The organism is Streptomyces venezuelae ATCC 10712, assembly GCF_008639165.1.
GTDB classification, from domain to species: Bacteria; Actinomycetota; Actinomycetes; order Streptomycetales; family Streptomycetaceae; genus Streptomyces; species Streptomyces venezuelae.
Map to the genome: position 1 here is coordinate 1,437,856 of NZ_CP029197.1, position 17,092 is coordinate 1,454,947.

The window sequence follows — 17,092 nt, forward strand, 5'->3', positions numbered from 1 at the left end:
AGGACGTGTGACGGCGGTGGGACGCAGATCCAAGGCTCCGGCCTCGCCCCTCCCCCAGCGGGACGGGATCGATCCGGTGCGGGTGCGGCTGCCGGAGGACCCCGGAGGGGTCTGGGGCACCGTGCGGGATCATCTGCTCGACCGGTACGGGGCCGCCGTCGGGGCCGGGCGGATCGAGGAGATGCTGCTCAGCGGCCGTTTCGTGGGGACGGAGGGTCCCGTCGACGGTGCCGAGCCGTATGCCGTGGGGCGGTACCTCTGGTTCCACCGGGACTTCCCCGCCGAGACGCCCGTGCCCTTCCCGATCGGGGTGGTGCACCGGGACGAGCGGATCGTGGTCGCCGACAAACCGCACTTCCTGGCCACGATGCCGCGGGGCCGGCACGTCACGGAGACGGCGCTCGCCCGGCTGCGGCGGGAGCTGGGGCTGCCGTACCTCCAGCCCGCGCACCGGCTGGACCGGTTGACGGCGGGGCTGGTGCTCTGCGTCGTACGGCCGGAGGACCGGGGGGCGTACCAGACGCTGTTCCGGGACCGGCGGGTGCGCAAGGAGTACGAGGCGGTGGCGCCGTACGACCCCGCGGTGGGGCTGCCGGTCACGGTGCGGAGCCGGATCGAGAAGGAGCGCGGGGTGATGGCCGCCCGGGAGCTGCCGGGCGAGCCGAACGCCGAGAGCAGGATCGAGCTGGTCGGAAGGGCGGGCGGGCTCGGGCGGTACCGGCTGGTGCCGGAGACCGGGCGGACGCATCAGCTGCGGGTGCACATGAACGGCCTGGGGCTGCCGATCCTGCACGATCCGATCTATCCGGTGGTCCGTGCGGACGGGCCGGAGGACTTCGGACGGCCGCTGCAACTGCTGGCGCGGACGCTGGAGTTCACCGACCCGTTCACGGGCGTGCCGAGGCGCTTCGAGAGCCGGCTGGCTCTCAGTGGCCTCGCTTGATCCATTCCTGGAGGTGCGGGGCCTCCGCGCCGATGGTGGTGCTGTCGCCGTGGCCGGTGCGGACCACCGTCTCCGGGGGCAGGGTGAGGAGCTTCTCGCGGATCGAGTCGACGATCGTGGGGAAGTCCGAGAAGGAGCGGCCGGTGGCGCCGGGGCCGCCCTGGAAGAGCGTGTCTCCGGTGAAGACCGTGCCGAGGTCGGGGGCGTACAGGCAGATGCCGCCGGGGGCGTGGCCGGGGGTGTGCAGGACCGTGAGGTCGGTGCCGGCGATGGTGAGGACCTGACCGTCGGCGAGTTCGCCGTCGGGGCTGTGGTCGGGGTGGGTCTGCTTCCACAGCGGCTGGTCGGCGGGGTGGAGCAGGATGCGGGCGCCGGTGGCGGCCGCGAGCGCCGGGGCCGCGTCGACGTGGTCGTTGTGGGCGTGGGTGCAGACGATGGCGCGCAGGGCGCGGCCGTCGAGAGCGGCGAGGATGGTCTCGGCGTCGTGGGCGGCGTCGATGACGATCGCCTCGGTGTCGTCGCCGACGATCCAGACGTTGTTGTCGACGTCCCAGGTGCCGCCGTCGAGGCTGAAGGTGCCGGAGGTGACGAGGTGGTCGATGCGGGCGGCCATCAGAGGACCACCACCGAGCGGAGGACGTCGCCCTCGTGCATGCGGGCGAAGGCCTTCTCGACGTCGCCGAGGCCGATGGTCTCGGTGACGAAGGCGGCGAGGTCGATGCGGCCCTGCTGGTGCAGGTCGATCAGCATCGGGAAGTCGCGGGAGGGCAGGCAGTCGCCGTACCAGGAGGACTTGAGCGCGCCGCCGCGGCCGAAGACGTCGAGGAGCGGGAGTTCGAGCTTCATCTCGGGGGTGGGGACGCCGACGAGGACGACGGTGCCGGCGAGGTCGCGGGCGTAGAAGGCCTGCTGGTAGGTCTCGGGGCGGCCGACGGCCTCGATGACGACGTCGGCGCCGAATCCGCCGGTGAGCTCGCGGATCGCTTCGACGGGGTCGGTGGCGCGGGAGTTGACGGTGTGGGTCGCGCCCATCGTCTTCGCCGTCTCCAGCTTGCGGTCGTCGATGTCGACGGCGATGATCCGCGCGGCTCCGGCGAGGCGGGAGCCGACGATCGCGGCGTCGCCGACGCCGCCGCAGCCGATGACGGCGACGCTGTCGCCGCGGCCGACGTTCCCGGTGTTGATCGCGGCGCCGATGCCGGCCATCACGCCGCAGCCGAGGAGGCCCGCGACTTCGGGGGCGACGGCGGGGTCGACCTTGGTGCACTGGCCCGCGGCCACCAGGGTCTTCTCGGCGAAGGCGCCGATGCCGAGCGCCGGGGAGAGTTCGGTGCCGTCGAGCAGGGTCATCTTCTGCCGGGCGTTGTGGGTGTCGAAGCAGTACCAGGGGCGGCCGCGCAGACAGGCCCGGCACTGGCCGCACACCGCGCGCCAGTTGAGGATCACGAAGTCGCCGGGGGCGACGTCGGTGACGCCCTCGCCGACCGACTCGACGGTTCCGGCGGCCTCGTGGCCGAGGAGGAAGGGGAACTCGTCGTTGATCGCGCCCTGTTTGTAGTGGAGATCGGTGTGGCAGACGCCGCAGGCCTGGATCTTCACGACGGCCTCGCCGGGGCCGGGGTCGGGGATCACGATGGTCTCGACCCGTACCGGTTCGTTCCTGCCGGGGGCGATGACCCCCTGGACGTGCTGTGGCATCGCGAACTTCCCTTCCTCCGACCGGATCTTGTAAGGCTCCTGCGTACCACTATCTCCTGACAAAAGGCGAGACCCCCGCAGGCCGTGCCTGCGGGGGTCTCGCCGGGTTCCCGTGGGGGGAGGTCAGACGCGGTTCTCCGCGGCGGTGCTGCGGACCCGCTTGCGGACCAGGAACCAGCCGCCGACGAGGGCCGCCGCGATGAGCGGGAGGCAGTTGACGGTGGTGCGGCCGATGCCGCCGTCCATCCACATGAGGACGAGGACGGAGCCCAGGAAGACCAGGGTCACGATCTGGGTGTACGGGGCCCAGGGGAGGTTGTAGCCGGGGCGGGTGAGCTTGCCCTGCTGGGCGCTGCGCCAGAAGAGCAGCGAGCAGACCATGATCATGGCCCAGGTGCCGATGATGCCGATGGAGGCGAAGTTGAGGACCAGCTCGAAGGCCTCGCCGGGCATGACGTAGTTGAGCGCGACGCCGAGGACGCCGAAGCCCGCGGTGAGCAGGATGCCGCCGTAGGGGACGCCGCCCTTGTTCATGACGCCGGTGAACTTGGGGGCGGAGCCGGCGAGCGACATGGAGCGCAGGATGCGGCCGGTGGAGTAGAGGCCCGAGTTGAGGCTGGAGAGGGCGGCGGTGAGCACGACGAGGTTCATCACGCCGGCGGCGCCGGGGATGCCCAGCTTGTCGAAGACGGTGACGAAGGGGCTCTGGTCGCCGGAGTAGGCGGTGTACGGGAGGATCAGCGCGAGCAGGACGACGGAGCCGACGTAGAAGAGGCCGACGCGCCACATGATCGAGTTGATCGCCTTCGGCATGATCTTCTCGGGGTTCTCGGTCTCGCCGGCGGCGACGCCGCAGAGCTCGACGGAGGCGTAGGCGAAGACGACGCCCTGGATGAGGAGCAGCATCGGCATCATCCCGTTGGGGAAGATGCCGCCGTTGTCCGTGATGTTGGCGAGGCCGGGGGTGTGGCCGCCGACGTCGTGGGACGTCACGACGAGGAAGATGCCGATCAGCATGAAGGCGACGAGGGCGCCGACCTTGATGATCGCGAACCAGAACTCCATCTCGCCGAAGTACTTCACGGAGATGAGGTTGGCGGCGAGGACGACCGCGAGGGCGATCAGGGCGAGGATCCACTGCGGGACGTCGCTGAACATCGCCCAGAAGTGGGCGTAGGTCGCGGCCGCGGTGATGTCGGCGACGGCGGTGGTCGACCAGTTGAGGAAGTACAGCCAGCCGGCCGTGTAGGCGCCCTTCTCGCCCATGAACTCACGGGCGTAGGAGACGAAGGCGCCGGAGGAGGGGCGGTAGAGCACGAGCTCGCCGAGGGCCCGCACCACGAAGAAGGCGAAGACGCCGCACACCGCGTACGCGATGAAGAGGGAGGGGCCCGCCTGGGACATCCGGCCGCCGGCGCCCAGGAAGAGGCCGGTGCCGATGGCGCCGCCGATGGCGATCATGTTGATGTGCCGGGACTTGAGGTCCTTGCGGTATCCGGCGTCGCCTGCGTCGACGTGGGGGGTTGCGGCCGGGTTCGCCGGTGCGGCGGACAGCGGCTCGGCCGCGGTGACGCGGTCAGTCATGGAGTTGTTCGCCTTCGTGAGGGGGAGCTGTGCGGTGCCCGGCCGTACCTGGCTGGGGGGTCTCCCCGGCACGGCCAGCGCACATCCTCACGGCAAGGGGCGCCAACTGACTGTGGTGCATGTCACTGAACGCCCATATTTGAGCTAGTTCAGAGCTTTACCCGCGCGTAATGCCCTACGGGGCGAGGACGTCCAGTTCCTGGAGGGCGCCGACCGCGATCTGCCGGGTCAGCTCCTCGGCGCGGGCCGCGTCCCGCTCCCGTACGGCCTCGGCGACCTGGACGTGGAGGGTGACGGCGGCCGGGTCGGGGTCCTCGAACATCACGTGGTGGTGGGTGCGGCCGGTGAGGACCTCGGCGACGACGTCGCCGAGGCGGGCGAACATCTCGTTCCCTGAGGCGTTGAGCACGACCCGGTGGAAGGCGATGTCGTGGACGAGGTACTCCTCCAGCCGGCGGCCGCGCGAGGTGGCGACCATGCCGAGGGCCTGCTCGGTGAGCTCGCGGCACTGCTCGGGCGTGGCGTGCACGGCGGCGAGCCCGGCGGCGACGGGCTCGACGGCGGAGCGGAGCACGGTGAGCGAGCGGAGCTGGCGGGGGCGGTCGGCGCCGGCCAGCCGCCAGCGGATGACCTGGGGGTCGTACACGTTCCAGCTGGCGGTGGGGAGCACGGTCACGCCGACGCGGCGGCGGGACTCGACGAGGTGCATGGACTCCAGGACCCGGACGACCTCGCGGACCACGGTCCGCGAGACGTCGAAGCGCTGGGCGAGCTCGTCGGTGCGCAGCACGGTGCCCGGCGGGTACTCGCCCGCGGTGATCGCGAGGCCCAGGGTGGCCAGGACGTGCGAGTGGAGCCCCTGGGCCGGTGTCGTCATGGTGGCAAGCCTATGCGGGCTCGCGGGGATGATCACATCGGGAATTAAAAGTACTACTTTTATGTCACAGGCTCTTGAATACGTCGTACCCAATGGGTTTCATGGGCGCGACGGATCGATGTCGAAGAAGACAGCGAGGCACCACCCATGAGCACCACCCCCCGCCCCCGGACCACGACGGTCGTCGTCGTGATGGGCGTCGCCGGGACCGGCAAGACCACCATCGGACCGCTGGTCGCCGAAGCCCTCGGCCTCCCCTACGCCGAGGGCGACGACTTCCACCCCGCGGCCAACGTGGCCAAGATGTCGGCCGGCATCCCCCTGGACGACAGCGACCGCGCGCCCTGGCTCGACGCCATCGGCGCATGGGCGCACGACCGGGCCGGGCTCGGCGGTGTGGTGAGCAGCTCCGCGCTGAAGCGGAGCTACCGGGACCGGCTGCGCGCCGCCGCCCCCGGCGTGGTCTTCCTTCATCTGACCGGCGACCGGGAGCTGATCGAGCGCCGCATGGGGGACCGCAAGGGCCACTTCATGCCGACGGCGCTCCTCGACTCCCAGTTCGCCACCCTGCAGCCGCTGCAGGAGGACGAGGCCGGCGTCGCCGTCGACGTCTCCGGCACCCCCGAAGAGATCGCCGCCCGGGCCGCCGCCGCGCTGCGCGCCCTCGCCGGCTGATCTCAGTCCCCGTCCCCCGTTCCCCCGCTCGTACGAAGGACACACCGTGACCAGTCTCAGCGTCGAGATCCTGGCAGCGGACGCCGCCGAACCGATCACCTCGGCAGGCAACGCCCAGCTCGGCATCGCCGTACTCGCCGGCATCGCCGTCATCGTCCTGCTCATCACCAAGTTCAAGCTGCACGCGTTCCTGGCGCTGACCATCGGATCGCTCGCGCTCGGCGCGTTCGCCGGTGCGCCGCTCGCGGACACCATCAAGTCCTTCACCACCGGCCTCGGCAACACCGTCGCCGGCGTGGGCGTGCTGATCGCCCTCGGCGCGATCCTCGGCAAGCTGCTCGCCGACTCGGGCGGCGCCGACCAGATCGTCGACACGATCCTGGCGAAGGCGAGCGGCCGGGCCATGCCCTGGGCCATGGTCCTCATCGCCTCGGTCATCGGCCTGCCGCTCTTCTTCGAAGTCGGCATCGTGCTGCTGATCCCGGTGGTGCTGCTCGTCGCCAAACGCGGCAACTACTCGCTGATGCGGATCGGCATCCCCGCCCTCGCGGGCCTCTCCGTGATGCACGGCCTCATCCCGCCGCACCCCGGGCCGCTCGTCGCGATCGACGCGGTCGGCGCGAACCTGGGCGTCACCCTCGCCCTCGGTCTGGTCGTCGCCATACCCACGGTGATCATCGCCGGTCCGCTGTTCTCCCGGTACGCGGCCCGCTGGGTCGACATCCCGGCCCCCGAGAACATGATCCCGGTGCGGCCCTCCGAGGACCTGGAGAAGCGACCCGGCTTCGGCGTCACCGTCGCGACCGTCCTGCTCCCCGTCGTCCTGATGCTGGTGAAGGCGCTCGTCGACATCGTCGTCGACGACCCGGAGAACGGCGTCCAGAAGGTCACCGACGTCATCGGCTCCCCGCTGATCGCGCTGCTCGCCGCCGTCCTCGTCGCGCTCTTCACGCTGGGCCGCGCGGCCGGCTTCACCAAGGAGCGGCTCTCCACCACCGTCGAGAAGTCCCTCGCCCCGATCGCGGGCGTGCTGATGATCGTCGGCGCGGGCGGCGGCTTCAAGCAGACCCTGATCGACATCGGCGTCGGCCAGATGATCCTGGAGTTCTCCGAGGACTGGTCCATCCCGGCCCTGCTGCTCGCCTGGCTGATCGCCGTCGCGATCCGGCTGGCGACGGGCTCCGCGACGGTCGCGACGATCTCGGCGGCGGGCCTGGTGGCGCCGCTGGCGGAGGGCATGTCGACCAGCCACACGGCACTGCTCGTCCTCGCCATCGGTGCGGGTTCGCTCTTCTTCAGCCACGTCAACGACGCCGGGTTCTGGCTGGTGAAGGAGTACTTCGGCATGACCGTCGGCCAGACGGTCAAGACCTGGTCGGTGATGGAGACGATCATCTCGGTCGTCGGCATCGGGTTCGTGCTGCTGCTGTCGCTGGTGTTGTAGCGGCGCTTCCGATACGGCTCCGAGGGCCGGTCGTGGCTGACAGACTGTCGGCCATGACCGGCCCTCACGCGCTCAAGCCCTTCCTGCTCGCCTTCCCCGGCCCCCTCCGGGACCGGCTGGTCGCGGCCGTCCTGTCCGGTGAGAAGGTGGCGACGACGGGCCTCCTCGCGGAGTACGAGGTGGAGGCCGAGGAACTGCCGGAACCGGGCGAACGCTCGGCGCTCATCGACTCGGACGGCCGCGAGGTGGCGGTCGTGGAGGTCACCGAGGTCCAGGTCCTCCCGCTGGGCGAGGTGCCCCTCGCGCTCGCCCTGGACGAGGGCGAGGGGTACCTGTCGGTCGCGGAGTGGCGGGAAGCCCACGAAGGCTTCTGGCACAGCGCGGAGATGCGGGAGGCACTGGGCGACCCGGCCTTCGTGGTGGACGACTCGACGATGCTGGTGGTGGAGCGGTTCCGGGTGGCTGAGCGGCTTCAGGAGGGCTGAGGGGCGAGGGCGGCGAGGAGGGTGGCGGCGGTGTCGCGGACCTCCCGCAGCGGGCTTCCGGCGGCCCGCCGGAGGACGGGGAGGACCTCGGGGTCGTCGCGGCGGAGGTCGGCCAGGATGCGGAGGGCGGCCACCCGGACCACGGGGTCGGGGTCGTTCACGAAGCGCTCCTCGGCGACGTCCGCGACCTCCGCGAGGTCCGCGCCGCCGCGCAGCTCCAGGAGGCTGCGGAAGGCCGCGAATCGTACGTCGCGGCTCTCGTCCGCCACGGCCCGGTCGAGGACCACGCGCACCGCCTCGTTGTCCCCGTACGTGGTCAGCAGGTGGACGAAGGACGAGTGGCGGGCCTCCTCGTCGGGGTGGGTCCGGGCCCGGTCGGCCACCAGGTCACGGGCCAGGTCGTGGTCCAGCTCGACGAGCCCGGTCAGGGCGCGGCTCTGGACCGCCGGGCTCGGATCGTTCCTCACCCGGTCGAGGAGGGCGTCCACGACCGCCGCGTCGTCCTCGACGTGCGCGGCGAAGAGCCGCAGGGCGGTCTCACGGACGAAGTGGGACCTGTCGTGCGCCAGTCGGCGGGACAGCAGCTCCACGATCGTGCCGTCCCCGGCGCCGGCCTCGGCCAGACAGCGGAGGGCGGCCCTGCGCACCACGGGGTCCTCGTGGCCGGACAGTTCCAGGAGGCGGGCGTGGGTGCCCGGGTCGTCGGAGCCGATCTCCCGTACGGCGTCGATCGCCGCGGCCACGACCTCGGGGCTCTCGTCGTTCTTCATCCGCTCCTGGACGAGCGCGCGGACTGACGGTTCGTCGCCGGTCCTCGCCACCACGGCGGTCAGGGCCCTGGCACGGAGTTCGGGATCGGGGTCGGCCAGGGCCTTCCGCAGGAACTCCGCCGCCCGTGCCCCGTCCTCGGCGTGCGCGGCGAGCGGGCGCACCGCCTCCCGGCGGACGGAGGGATCGGGGTCGTCGAGCAGCCGGGCGATCGCGGCACGTGCCTCCGGCCTGTCGCTCCGGCGCCGCCGCAGGCATTCGAATGCCGCGATTCGCACCGGCAGTTCGTCGTCGGCGAGCCGCTCGACGGCGAGCCCGACCACCCATTCCGGGTCGACGTCCTCCTGGTACGCCAGGTGGCCGAGGAACCTCGACCGCACCTCGACGTTCGCCTCCTCCCGGAGCAATCGCTCCACGAGCAACCTCGTCGCCGGCTCACGACCCGCGGAGCGGACGAGCAGCCGGGCGGCGCCCAGACGCTCCACCGTGCTGTCACCGTTCAGGGCGGTCTCCGCGAGGTGGACCGAGCCGGGGCTCCACCGGAGGCTCAGCTCGATGCTCGTGGCGAGCTGGTTCGTCCCGTTGAGCGCGAGGGACCAGTCCTCGGGGGACTGCTCACCGTGCTTCCACCGTTCGTACCAGCGCGCGTACGTCTCCCTGCCCGTCCAGGTGTCGCCGAGGGCCGCCAGCGCCGGGCCCAGGGACTCCACGTGCGCGTAGGGGTAGAAGAAGGTCACGCCCAACGCCCTGGCGCACTCGAACAGGCGGGACACCGCCGCGACCGTCGCCGTGCTCTGCGGGGCCAGCGCCCCCAGCCGGCGCACCTCGGCCAGGCAGCGAGCCACGAAGGCGACTTCGGTGAACGCGGTGTCGTCGCGGGAGCCCAGCGGGGCGGCGATCGCGCGCGGCGCGAGGAGCCGGTCGATCACGCCCGCCACGAAGCGCTCGTCCAGCAACCCCACCAGCAGCAGCAGGATCTCGTGCCACGTCGGGTCGTGGACCTTGGTGGCGAAGAGGTCCTGGAGGTCCTGCTCCGAGAGGCTTCGCTCCTGGTGGAAGCGGTGGGCCAGGTCCGTCGCCGCCAGGTATTCCAGGAAGGTGCGGTGGACGAAGCCGTAGATCTCGCCGCCGTAGCGGCTGAGGATGAAGTTGCGGTGGCGGAACTGGTCCAGCATCACGCGGGCCGCCGTCGCCGCGCGGTCCGGCGGCAGGGCGTAGCGGTCCCTGACGTACTCCTCGAAGCTCCTGAGGAGGTCAGGGCCCGCGATGTGGTTGCCGGAGATGCCGCCGTGGCCCTCCTGCATCTGGCGGGCGACGAGGCGCAGGAGTTCGCGTTTGTCCTCGGGGCCGAGGTACGGGAGGTGCTCCTCGACCTGACGGTCCTTGAGGTACTTGCTGGGGTCCCAGTGTTCGACGAGGACGTCGACGGCGTGCTCGTACACCGTGCGCCGGTCGCGCGGGAGTTCACGGCGGCGCCCGATGATCGCCAGGATGGTGAGGATCAGCGGGTTGCCCGCGAGTTCCCGCACGGAGGTGGACGCGTCGACGGCGGTCGTGACGCGTTCGATCAGTTTCCGGGCCTGCTCGGGCTCCTCGGGGTACGCGAGCGAGAACCACTGGCGGGCGAACGCGCCGATCTGCTCCCGGTCGAGGTCCTGGAGCATGAAGTTGGCGAAACCGGCGCCGTCGAGGACGGCCCGCTGGTAGCCGTAGCCGCGTGAGGTGACGACGATCCTGGCCTTCGGGTGGCGGGCGGCGAAGCCCGCGACTCGGCGGCTGACCGCGTCCCTGACGTCCTTCTCGAAGAGCTCGTCCAGGCCGTCGAAGATCACGAGTGCGGAGTACGGGCCGTCCCCCGCCAGGACCGCGTCCAGTGTCCCGGGCGGCAGCCCCAGGCCCTCGGTGGCGTGCTGGTGGGCGAGGAAGTCCTCGAAGGTCCGCTCGCGCCAGGCGGGTTGCGCGTACTCCCGGAGTTCGACGATCAGCGGGATGGTGCCGTGCAGCGCTTCGAGGGCCCGCGGGGGCTCGGGGGCCGTGAGGACGAGTGCCAGGTAGCGGGCCAGGCTGGACTTGCCGGAGCCCGGGTGGCCGAGCAGGACGACGCGGTCGTGGCCGGGCGCGGTCAGGACGTCGAGCACCGGCAGCGGCGGCCGCTCCTGGTAGGCGCGGCGGACCCGGTCGACGGTCTCCCGGTCGATGCCGGGCGGCAGGTCGTGGAGTTCGGCGTCCGCCGGGTCCATCAGACGGCGCAGGAGCTCCTGGGGCAGTTCGACGGGCGGCGGGTCGGACCGTACGGTCTGGGCGACGAAGACGTCCCTGAGGTGCAGGGCCGGGTGCTCGTCCTGCTCCCTGAGGGGGGTGAGGACCTCCAGGTCGAGGCGGCCGTACCGCTGGCGCACGCGGGTGGCGTAGGCCTCGCGGGCGGACTCCACCTCCGGTGGCGCGGGCTGCGGCGGGATGGAGCCGAGCGTGACGTGGACGTCGCCCCGGACGCCGCTGATCTGGGTGAGCGGGCCCTCGACGGCGGCGCCGGACGCCGACTGGGCCGCCTTCCGGCGCGCGAAGAAGCCCCTCATGGCGCGGGGGTCGTCGGCGGTTCGACGCGGACCGAGCCGCCCACCCCGTCGAGCTGGTGCAGGTCCCCCGCCGTCCGGGCGCCGCGGGCCGACTGCGTCCCGCCGCCCTGGCCCGCCGTGGGGGCGGAGGGAGCGGCGGGGGCCTGCGGGGCGCTCGTGCTCCCGCCGGGCCTGATCACCACGTCCCCCGTCACGTTCCTGATCTGGTGCAGCGATCCGCCGGTCACGGCCTGGTCCGCCGACTGCGCGGAGGGCCGGCCGAGGAGGCCGGCCAGGGTCAGGGCGAAGCCCGCCACGGTGAAGAACAGGCTCAGGACGCTGCTCCACTTGTCCGCGGCGTCCAGACCCTGGAGGACGAGGAAGGCCGCGAGGCCGCCGAGGGCGGCGACCCCGCCGACGAGCATGAGCAGTACGCGTTGTGTCACGGCGTCATCTTGCCCCGGCGGGGTGCCTTCCGTCAGCCGACCGCCTTCGCGGCCGCCCGGCCGGCCGCCCGGCCCGAGAAGACGCAGCCGCCGAGGAAGGTGCCTTCGAGGGACCGGTAGCCGTGGACGCCGCCGCCGCCGAAGCCGGCCGCCTCGCCCGCCGCGTAGAGGCCCTCCAGGGGTTCGCCGCCGTCCGTGAGGACCCGGGAGTCGAGGTCGGTCTCCAGGCCGCCGAGGGACTTGCGGGTGAGGATGTTGAGGCGGACGGCGATCAGCGGGCCGGCCTTGGGGTCGAGGATGCGGTGCGGCGAGGCGGTGCGGATGAGCTTGTCTCCGAGGTACTTGCGGGCGCCGCGGATCGCCGTGACCTGGAGGTCCTTGGTGAAGGGGTTGGCGATCTCGCGGTCGCGCGCGGTGATCTCGCGGCGCAGCGCGGTCTCGTCGATCAGGTCCTCGCCGGTGATCCGGTTCATGCCCCGGACGAGGGCGGACAGGTCGTTCTCGACGACGAAGTCGACGCCCTTGTCCATGAACGCCTGGACGGGGCCGGGGACGTCGGCGCGGGCGCGGCCGAGCACGTCGCGGACGGACTTGCCGGTGAGGTCGGGGTTCTGCTCGGAGCCGGAGAGGGCGAACTCCTTGCCGATGATCCGCTTGTCGAGGACGAACCAGGTGTGGTCGTGGCCGGTCCGCATGATGTGTTCGAGGGTGCCGAGGGTGTCGAAGCCGGGGAAGAGCGGGACGGGCAGCCGCTTTCCGGTCGCGTCCAGCCAGAGGCTGGAGGGGCCGGGGAGGATGCGGATGCCGTGCCTGGCCCAGATCGGGTTCCAGTTCTCGATGCCCTCGGTGTAGTGCCACATCCGGTCCCGGTTGATGTGGCGGGCGCCGGCCTTCTCTGCGACGCCGAGCATCAGGCCGTCGACGTGGGCGGGCACGCCCGAGAGCATCCGGGCGGGCGGGGTGCCGAGCCGCTCGGGCCACTGGGCGCGGACGAGGTCGTGGTTGCCTCCGATGCCGCCGGAGGTGACGATCACGGCCTGGGCGCGCAGTTCGAAGGCGCCGGTGGCCGTGCGGCTGCTCGCGGTGCCCCGCTCGGCGGTGGACGGTTCGAGGATCTCGCCGGTGACGGTGTCGACGGCTCCGGCGGTGCGTCCGAGGGCGGTGACCCGGTGGCGGAAGCGGAGCTGGACGAGACCGCGGGCGACGCCCTCGCGGACCTTCCGCTCGAAGGGGGCGACGAGGCCGGGGCCGGTGCCCCAGGTGATGTGGAAGCGGGGGACGGAGTTGCCGTGCCCGATGGCGCCGTAGCCGCCGCGCTCGGCCCAGCCGACGACGGGGAAGAAGCGGACCCCGCGCGCGTGGAGCCAGGAACGCTTCTCTCCGGCGGCGAAGTCGACGTACGCCTCGGCCCACTTCCTCGGCCAGTGGTCCTCGGTCCGGTCGAAGCCCGCGGTGCCGTACCAGTCCTGGAGCGCGAGGGCATGACTGTCCTTGACACGCATCCGGCGCTGCTCGGGCGAGTCGACGAGGAAGAGTCCGCCGAAGGACCAATGGGCCTGGCCGCCCATGGACTGTTCGGGTTCCTGGTCGAGGAGGATCACGGTGCGGCCGGCGTCGACCAGCTCGGCGGTGGCGACGAGGCCGGCGAGGCCGGCCCCGATCACGATCACATCAGCGTCGTAGGACATGGACCGCATCTTGGATACACGGATGTATCGAGTCAACCTTTTCGCCGGTTCCGCCGTGCTCCGCACCCCCCTCCCGTTTTCTAATGTCGAGCATTAATATGAATGCATGGCGAGGACATCGGGACCCGAGACCCGGGACAGACTGATCCGCGCGGCGGAGGAGCTCTTCGCCGCCCAGGGCGTCCACGGCGCACAGCTGCGGGACGTCGTGGCCCGGGCCGGACAGGCCAACCCCTCGGCCGTCCAGTACCACTTCGGCTCGCGTGCCGGACTGCTCGACGCCGTGATGGCCGGCCGCCAGGCCCGTACGGAAGACGTGCTCGCCCCGCTCCTGGCGGCCGCGCCCGACACGACCCACGCCCTCGTCGAGGCCCTCGTCACGGCCGAGGCGAGCGAGCTGCGCACCGACCGGGGCCGCCGCTGCCTGCGGATCTCCGCGCAGCTCAGCCACGAGAGCGGAATCCGCACCCGGACCCCGCATCCCACGCTCGCCGGCACCGGCTACTGGCGCCTGATCGAGCGGATCGCCGACCGGCTCGCCGCCGACGGCCTGCCCGAACCCCTGCTCCTGGAGCGCATCGACCTGGCGCTGACCGTGGTGGGCGCGGCGCTCGCGGACCGGGCGCGGCAGTACCTCGACGGCACCGAACCCCTCACCGGGGAGGCGCTCTTCCTCGCCGACCTGGTCGAGACCACCACCGCGCTGCTCCGGGCCGCACAGCCCCGGAGCGTCCGGAACACCCGAAGGGACCCTTCATGAACGACCTCACCGGCAGGACCGTCCTCATCACCGGCGGCGCCCGCGGCCTGGGCGCGGAGGCCGCCCGGCAGGCGGTCGCGGCCGGCGCGAACGTCGTCGTCACCGACGTCCTGGACGAGGAGGGCGGGGCGACCGCCGAGGCGCTCGGCGAGCGGGCGCGCTACCTCCACCACGACGTGACCTCCGAGGAGGAGTGGGCGGCGGCCGTCGCGTACGCCGTGGCGGAGTTCGGCGGACTGCACGGCCTGGTGAACAACGCGGGCATCTCCACCGGCGCCTTCCTGGAGACCGAGTCCGTCGAGCACTTCCGCAAGGTCCTCGACATCAACCTGACCGGTGTCTTCATCGGCATGAAGGCCGCGATACCGGCGATGAAGGAGGCCGGCGGCGGCTCCATCGTCAACATCTCCTCGGCCGCGGGCCTGATGGGCCTCGCCCTGACCGCCGGGTACGGCGCCTCCAAGTGGGGGGTGCGGGGTCTGACGAAGATCGGCGCGGTGGAGCTCGGCACGGCGAAGATCCGCGTCAACTCCGTCCACCCGGGCATGACGTACACCCCGATGACGGCCTCCGTCGGCATCGAGCGCGGCGAGGGCAGGTACCCGAACACGCCGATGGGCCGGGTCGGCGAGGCCGACGAGATCGCGGGCGCGGTGGTCTTCCTGCTGTCGGACGCCGCCTCGTACGTGACGGGCGCGGAGCTGGCGGTGGACGGCGGCTGGACCACCGGGCCGACGGTCCAGTACGTCATGGGGCAGTGAGCCCGGACGGCGCGGCCCCGCGGTCCCGGCGGTTTGCTTGGATGGCGGGATGAGCGCCGCTGAAGAGATTCTCGATGTCGTCGACGAGCAGGACCGGGTGGTCGGGCAGGCCCCGCGCGGTGAGGTGTACGCGCGGGGCCTGATCCATCGCTGCGTCTTCGTCCGGGTCAGGGACGCGGAGGGCCGGTTCTTCGTCCACCGCAGGACCCCGACCAAGCTGGTCTTCCCCTCGATGTACGACATGTTCGTCGGCGGGGTCGTCGGCGCGGGCGAGTCCTACGACGAGGCCGCGCTGCGCGAGGCCGAGGAGGAGCTCGGTGTACGCGGCCTGCCCCGGCCCGAGCACCTGTTCACCTTCTTGTACGACTCCGCGGGCGTGGCCGGCAAGTGGTGGTCGGCGGTCTACGAGGTGCGCTGCGACCTGCCGGTGAACCCGCAGGCGGAGGAGGTCGCCTGGCACGCCTTCCTGACGGAGGAGGAGCTGGCCGGGCGGCTCGGCGACTGGGCGTGGGTGCCGGACGGGCTCGCCGCGCACGAACGGCTGCGGGAGCACCTGGGGCGGTGAGCCCGCGGTTCCCGGGGGCCGGTGAGGGGCGCCCGGCGGGGTGATCACCCGAACGTTAGGGTGCGCGTGTGAGCGATTTCGTACAGAGTCTGCGGCTGTGGTTCGCGCCGCAGCGGATCCGGGCCGAGGGCGAGACCCCCGACTACCGCTTCTCCCTCGCCAACGAGCGGACCTTCCTCGCCTGGATCCGGACCGCGCTCGCCCTGGTCGGCGGTGGTTTCGCCGTGGACCAGTTCCTGCCGGACCTGCGCTGGGGCGTCCGGGTCGGGCTCGCGCTCGCGCTGCTCGCGGCGGGGGCGCTGTGCGCGCTGCGGGCGGTGAACCACTGGGTGCGCTGCGAGCGGGCGATGCGCCGCGGCGAGGACCTGCCGGGGTCCCGGTTCCCCGCGGTGCTGAGCCTGGTCGTGGCGGTGGTGGCGGTCGCCATGGTGGTGGTCGTGCTCTTCGGCTGGGCGGGCCGGTGACGGAGCCCGCGGACGCGCGTGATCCCGGGCTCCAGCCGGAGCGGACCCGGCTCGCCTGGCGGCGGACGACGCTGTCGTGCACGGTGGTGGCCGTGCTCGCCGTCAAGCTGGGCGTGAGCGACGAGATCACCGCCGTGGGCGTCACCGGACTCGCCCTCTCGGCCCTCGTGTGGATCGGGTTCCTGGCCGTCGCCCACCGCCGGATCCGGTCCCTGAGCCCGGCCAGGCCACAGCCCCTCTCCCACCGGGGCGCGCTGCTCGCCGCCTGCTGCACGATCGCGCTGGCCGTCTTCGGCGCGGCGATGATCTGGTGAACCCGAGGGGCCGGGAGGCCCGGTGAGCCGCCTCCGGGGGGGGCGCGTACGTCAGGGGACGGTGACGACGACCTTGCCGTTCAGGCCGCCCGCGGCGTTCGCCCGCTGCGCGTCCGCGGCCTGCTCCAGCGGGAACGCCCTGGCCACCCGTACGCCGACGACGCCCTCGTCGACCAGGTCCGCGAGGGCCGCCAGGTCCGCGGCGTCGGGCCGCACCCAGAAGTAGCGGCCGCCGAGGGCGAGCACCTCGCCGTCGGCGATCGAGGCGAGCCGGCCGCCGGGGGCGAGCAGCCCGGCGGAGATCCGCAGGAAGGGCCCTCCGATGGTGTCGAGGACGGCGTCCACGCCCTGCGGGGCGAGTGCCCGGACCTGGTCGGCGAAGGTCGCCTCGTCGTAGCGGACCGGTTCGGCGCCGAGCTCGGCGACCCGTTCGAGTCCGGCGTCGCGCGCCGCGCCGATGACCCGGCAGCCGAGGTGCCGGGCGATCTGGACGCCCATGGAGCCGACCCCGCCGGCCGCCGCGTGCACGAGGACGGTGTCGCCCGGTCCGACCGCGAGGGGGCGGTGGAGCGCCTGGTAGGCGGTGAGGCCCACCAGCGGCAGCGCGGCGGCCTCCTCGAAGCCGACGGTGCGGGGCTTGCGGGCGAGGGTGCGGACCGGGGCGGCGACGTACTCTGCGAAGGTGCCCCGGGAGAGGAAGTCCTCGCGGACGTAGCCCATGACCTCGTCGCCCTCGGCGAACTCGGTGACGGAGACGCCGGGCCTGACGACGACCCCGGAGACGTCCCAGCCGGGGACGACCGGGAACACCGCGTCCATCATCCCGTCGAGGTACCCGGCCTGGCATTTCCAGTCGACCGGGTTGACCGAGGCCGCCCGCACCTTGACCAGGACCGCGTCGGGCCCGATCTTTGGGTCGGGCCGCTCGCCGTACTCCAGGACCTCGGGGCCGCCGTACCGGCTGTAGCTGATCGCCTTCATGACCCCGACCCTCGGTGCAACCGTGCCGGCCCGCAAGCCGGGGAGACTCTCCCCTGTCCGATCGGGCTCTCAACCAGGGGGAAT

The 17,092-nt window shown here is 72.2% G+C and carries 17 protein-coding genes; 9 read left to right on the forward strand and 8 right to left on the reverse strand.

Features of this window, described 5'->3' with window-relative positions; all coding sequences use genetic code 11:
- Window positions 1-16: 16 nt before the first annotated feature.
- A complete protein-coding gene (locus DEJ43_RS06290) occupies window positions 17-943 on the forward strand; it encodes a pseudouridine synthase (RefSeq protein WP_015032478.1) in 927 nt (308 codons plus the stop codon).
- On the opposite strand, the gene DEJ43_RS06295 is transcribed toward DEJ43_RS06290, so the two are convergent.
- From DEJ43_RS06295 to DEJ43_RS06310, 4 genes are all read right to left on the reverse strand, one after another.
- Window positions 927-1,556: an MBL fold metallo-hydrolase gene (locus DEJ43_RS06295; protein WP_015032479.1), complete on the reverse strand. Its 630-nt coding sequence runs from the start codon at window positions 1,554-1,556 to the stop codon at window positions 927-929. The genes DEJ43_RS06290 and DEJ43_RS06295 overlap by 17 nt on opposite strands.
- Complete coding sequence (locus DEJ43_RS06300) at window positions 1,556-2,641, reverse strand: S-(hydroxymethyl)mycothiol dehydrogenase (RefSeq protein WP_015032480.1); 1,086 nt, start codon at window positions 2,639-2,641, stop codon at window positions 1,556-1,558. The genes DEJ43_RS06295 and DEJ43_RS06300 overlap by 1 nt, the downstream gene beginning before the upstream one ends.
- 123 nt (window positions 2,642-2,764) lie before the next feature.
- Window positions 2,765-4,225: an amino acid permease gene (locus tag DEJ43_RS06305; RefSeq protein WP_041662180.1), complete on the reverse strand. Its 1,461-nt coding sequence runs from the start codon at window positions 4,223-4,225 to the stop codon at window positions 2,765-2,767.
- Window positions 4,226-4,400: 175 nt separating this feature from the next.
- Window positions 4,401-5,102, reverse strand: coding sequence for a FadR/GntR family transcriptional regulator (locus DEJ43_RS06310; RefSeq protein WP_015032482.1), 702 nt, complete (start codon window positions 5,100-5,102; stop codon window positions 4,401-4,403).
- A gap of 147 nt (window positions 5,103-5,249) precedes the next feature.
- On the opposite strand from DEJ43_RS06310, the gene DEJ43_RS06315 reads away from it, so the two are divergent.
- Genes DEJ43_RS06315 through DEJ43_RS06325 form a run of 3 tightly spaced genes read left to right on the forward strand, consistent with a single transcriptional unit; the run spans window position 5,250 to window position 7,706 of the window.
- Entirely contained in the window at window positions 5,250-5,777 is a 528-nt protein-coding gene (locus tag DEJ43_RS06315; RefSeq protein ID WP_015032483.1) for a gluconokinase, read from the forward strand.
- A 46-nt stretch (window positions 5,778-5,823) separates the two neighbouring features.
- Window positions 5,824-7,221, forward strand: a complete 1,398-nt coding sequence (locus DEJ43_RS06320; protein WP_015032484.1) for a GntT/GntP/DsdX family permease — start codon at window positions 5,824-5,826, stop codon at window positions 7,219-7,221.
- Between the two features lie 53 nt (window positions 7,222-7,274).
- The gene (locus DEJ43_RS06325; protein ID WP_041662181.1) at window positions 7,275-7,706 is read left to right on the forward strand and encodes an ASCH domain-containing protein; all 432 of its coding nucleotides are present in this window, start codon (window positions 7,275-7,277) and stop codon (window positions 7,704-7,706) included.
- On the opposite strand, the gene DEJ43_RS06330 is transcribed toward DEJ43_RS06325, so the two are convergent.
- From DEJ43_RS06330 to DEJ43_RS06340, 3 genes are read right to left on the reverse strand one after another with little or no spacing between them, the layout of a single operon-like run.
- Window positions 7,694-11,050: a HEAT repeat domain-containing protein gene (locus DEJ43_RS06330; RefSeq protein WP_015032486.1), complete on the reverse strand. Its 3,357-nt coding sequence runs from the start codon at window positions 11,048-11,050 to the stop codon at window positions 7,694-7,696. The genes DEJ43_RS06325 and DEJ43_RS06330 overlap by 13 nt on opposite strands.
- A complete protein-coding gene (locus DEJ43_RS06335; protein WP_015032487.1) occupies window positions 11,047-11,475 on the reverse strand; it encodes a hypothetical protein in 429 nt (142 codons plus the stop codon). Before DEJ43_RS06335 ends, DEJ43_RS06330 begins: the two co-directional genes overlap by 4 nt.
- 32 nt (window positions 11,476-11,507) lie before the next feature.
- The gene (locus tag DEJ43_RS06340) at window positions 11,508-13,163 is read right to left on the reverse strand and encodes an FAD-binding dehydrogenase (protein WP_041662182.1); all 1,656 of its coding nucleotides are present in this window, start codon (window positions 13,161-13,163) and stop codon (window positions 11,508-11,510) included.
- A 106-nt stretch (window positions 13,164-13,269) separates the two neighbouring features.
- Between DEJ43_RS06340 and DEJ43_RS06345 the strand changes: the two genes are divergently transcribed.
- The 5 genes from DEJ43_RS06345 (at window position 13,270) to DEJ43_RS06365 (ending at window position 16,027) form a co-directional block, all read left to right on the forward strand.
- Window positions 13,270-13,923, forward strand: a complete 654-nt coding sequence (locus DEJ43_RS06345; protein ID WP_015032489.1) for a TetR/AcrR family transcriptional regulator — start codon at window positions 13,270-13,272, stop codon at window positions 13,921-13,923.
- The gene (locus DEJ43_RS06350) at window positions 13,920-14,684 is read left to right on the forward strand and encodes a glucose 1-dehydrogenase (RefSeq protein WP_015032490.1); all 765 of its coding nucleotides are present in this window, start codon (window positions 13,920-13,922) and stop codon (window positions 14,682-14,684) included. Before DEJ43_RS06345 ends, DEJ43_RS06350 begins: the two co-directional genes overlap by 4 nt.
- Before the next feature lie 49 nt (window positions 14,685-14,733).
- Window positions 14,734-15,249 (forward strand): NUDIX hydrolase, encoded by a 516-nt coding sequence (locus tag DEJ43_RS06355; protein WP_015032491.1) that lies wholly within the window; start codon window positions 14,734-14,736, stop codon window positions 15,247-15,249.
- Window positions 15,250-15,317: 68 nt separating this feature from the next.
- Window positions 15,318-15,713, forward strand: a complete 396-nt coding sequence (locus tag DEJ43_RS06360; protein WP_015032492.1) for a YidH family protein — start codon at window positions 15,318-15,320, stop codon at window positions 15,711-15,713.
- Window positions 15,710-16,027 (forward strand): DUF202 domain-containing protein, encoded by a 318-nt coding sequence (locus tag DEJ43_RS06365; RefSeq protein ID WP_015032493.1) that lies wholly within the window; start codon window positions 15,710-15,712, stop codon window positions 16,025-16,027. The genes DEJ43_RS06360 and DEJ43_RS06365 overlap by 4 nt, the downstream gene beginning before the upstream one ends.
- 51 nt (window positions 16,028-16,078) lie before the next feature.
- On the opposite strand, the gene DEJ43_RS06370 is transcribed toward DEJ43_RS06365, so the two are convergent.
- On the reverse strand, window positions 16,079-17,008 hold the full coding sequence (locus tag DEJ43_RS06370; RefSeq protein ID WP_041662183.1) for an NADP-dependent oxidoreductase: 930 nt from the start codon (window positions 17,006-17,008) through the stop codon (window positions 16,079-16,081).
- Between the last annotated feature and the right edge of the window lie 84 nt (window positions 17,009-17,092).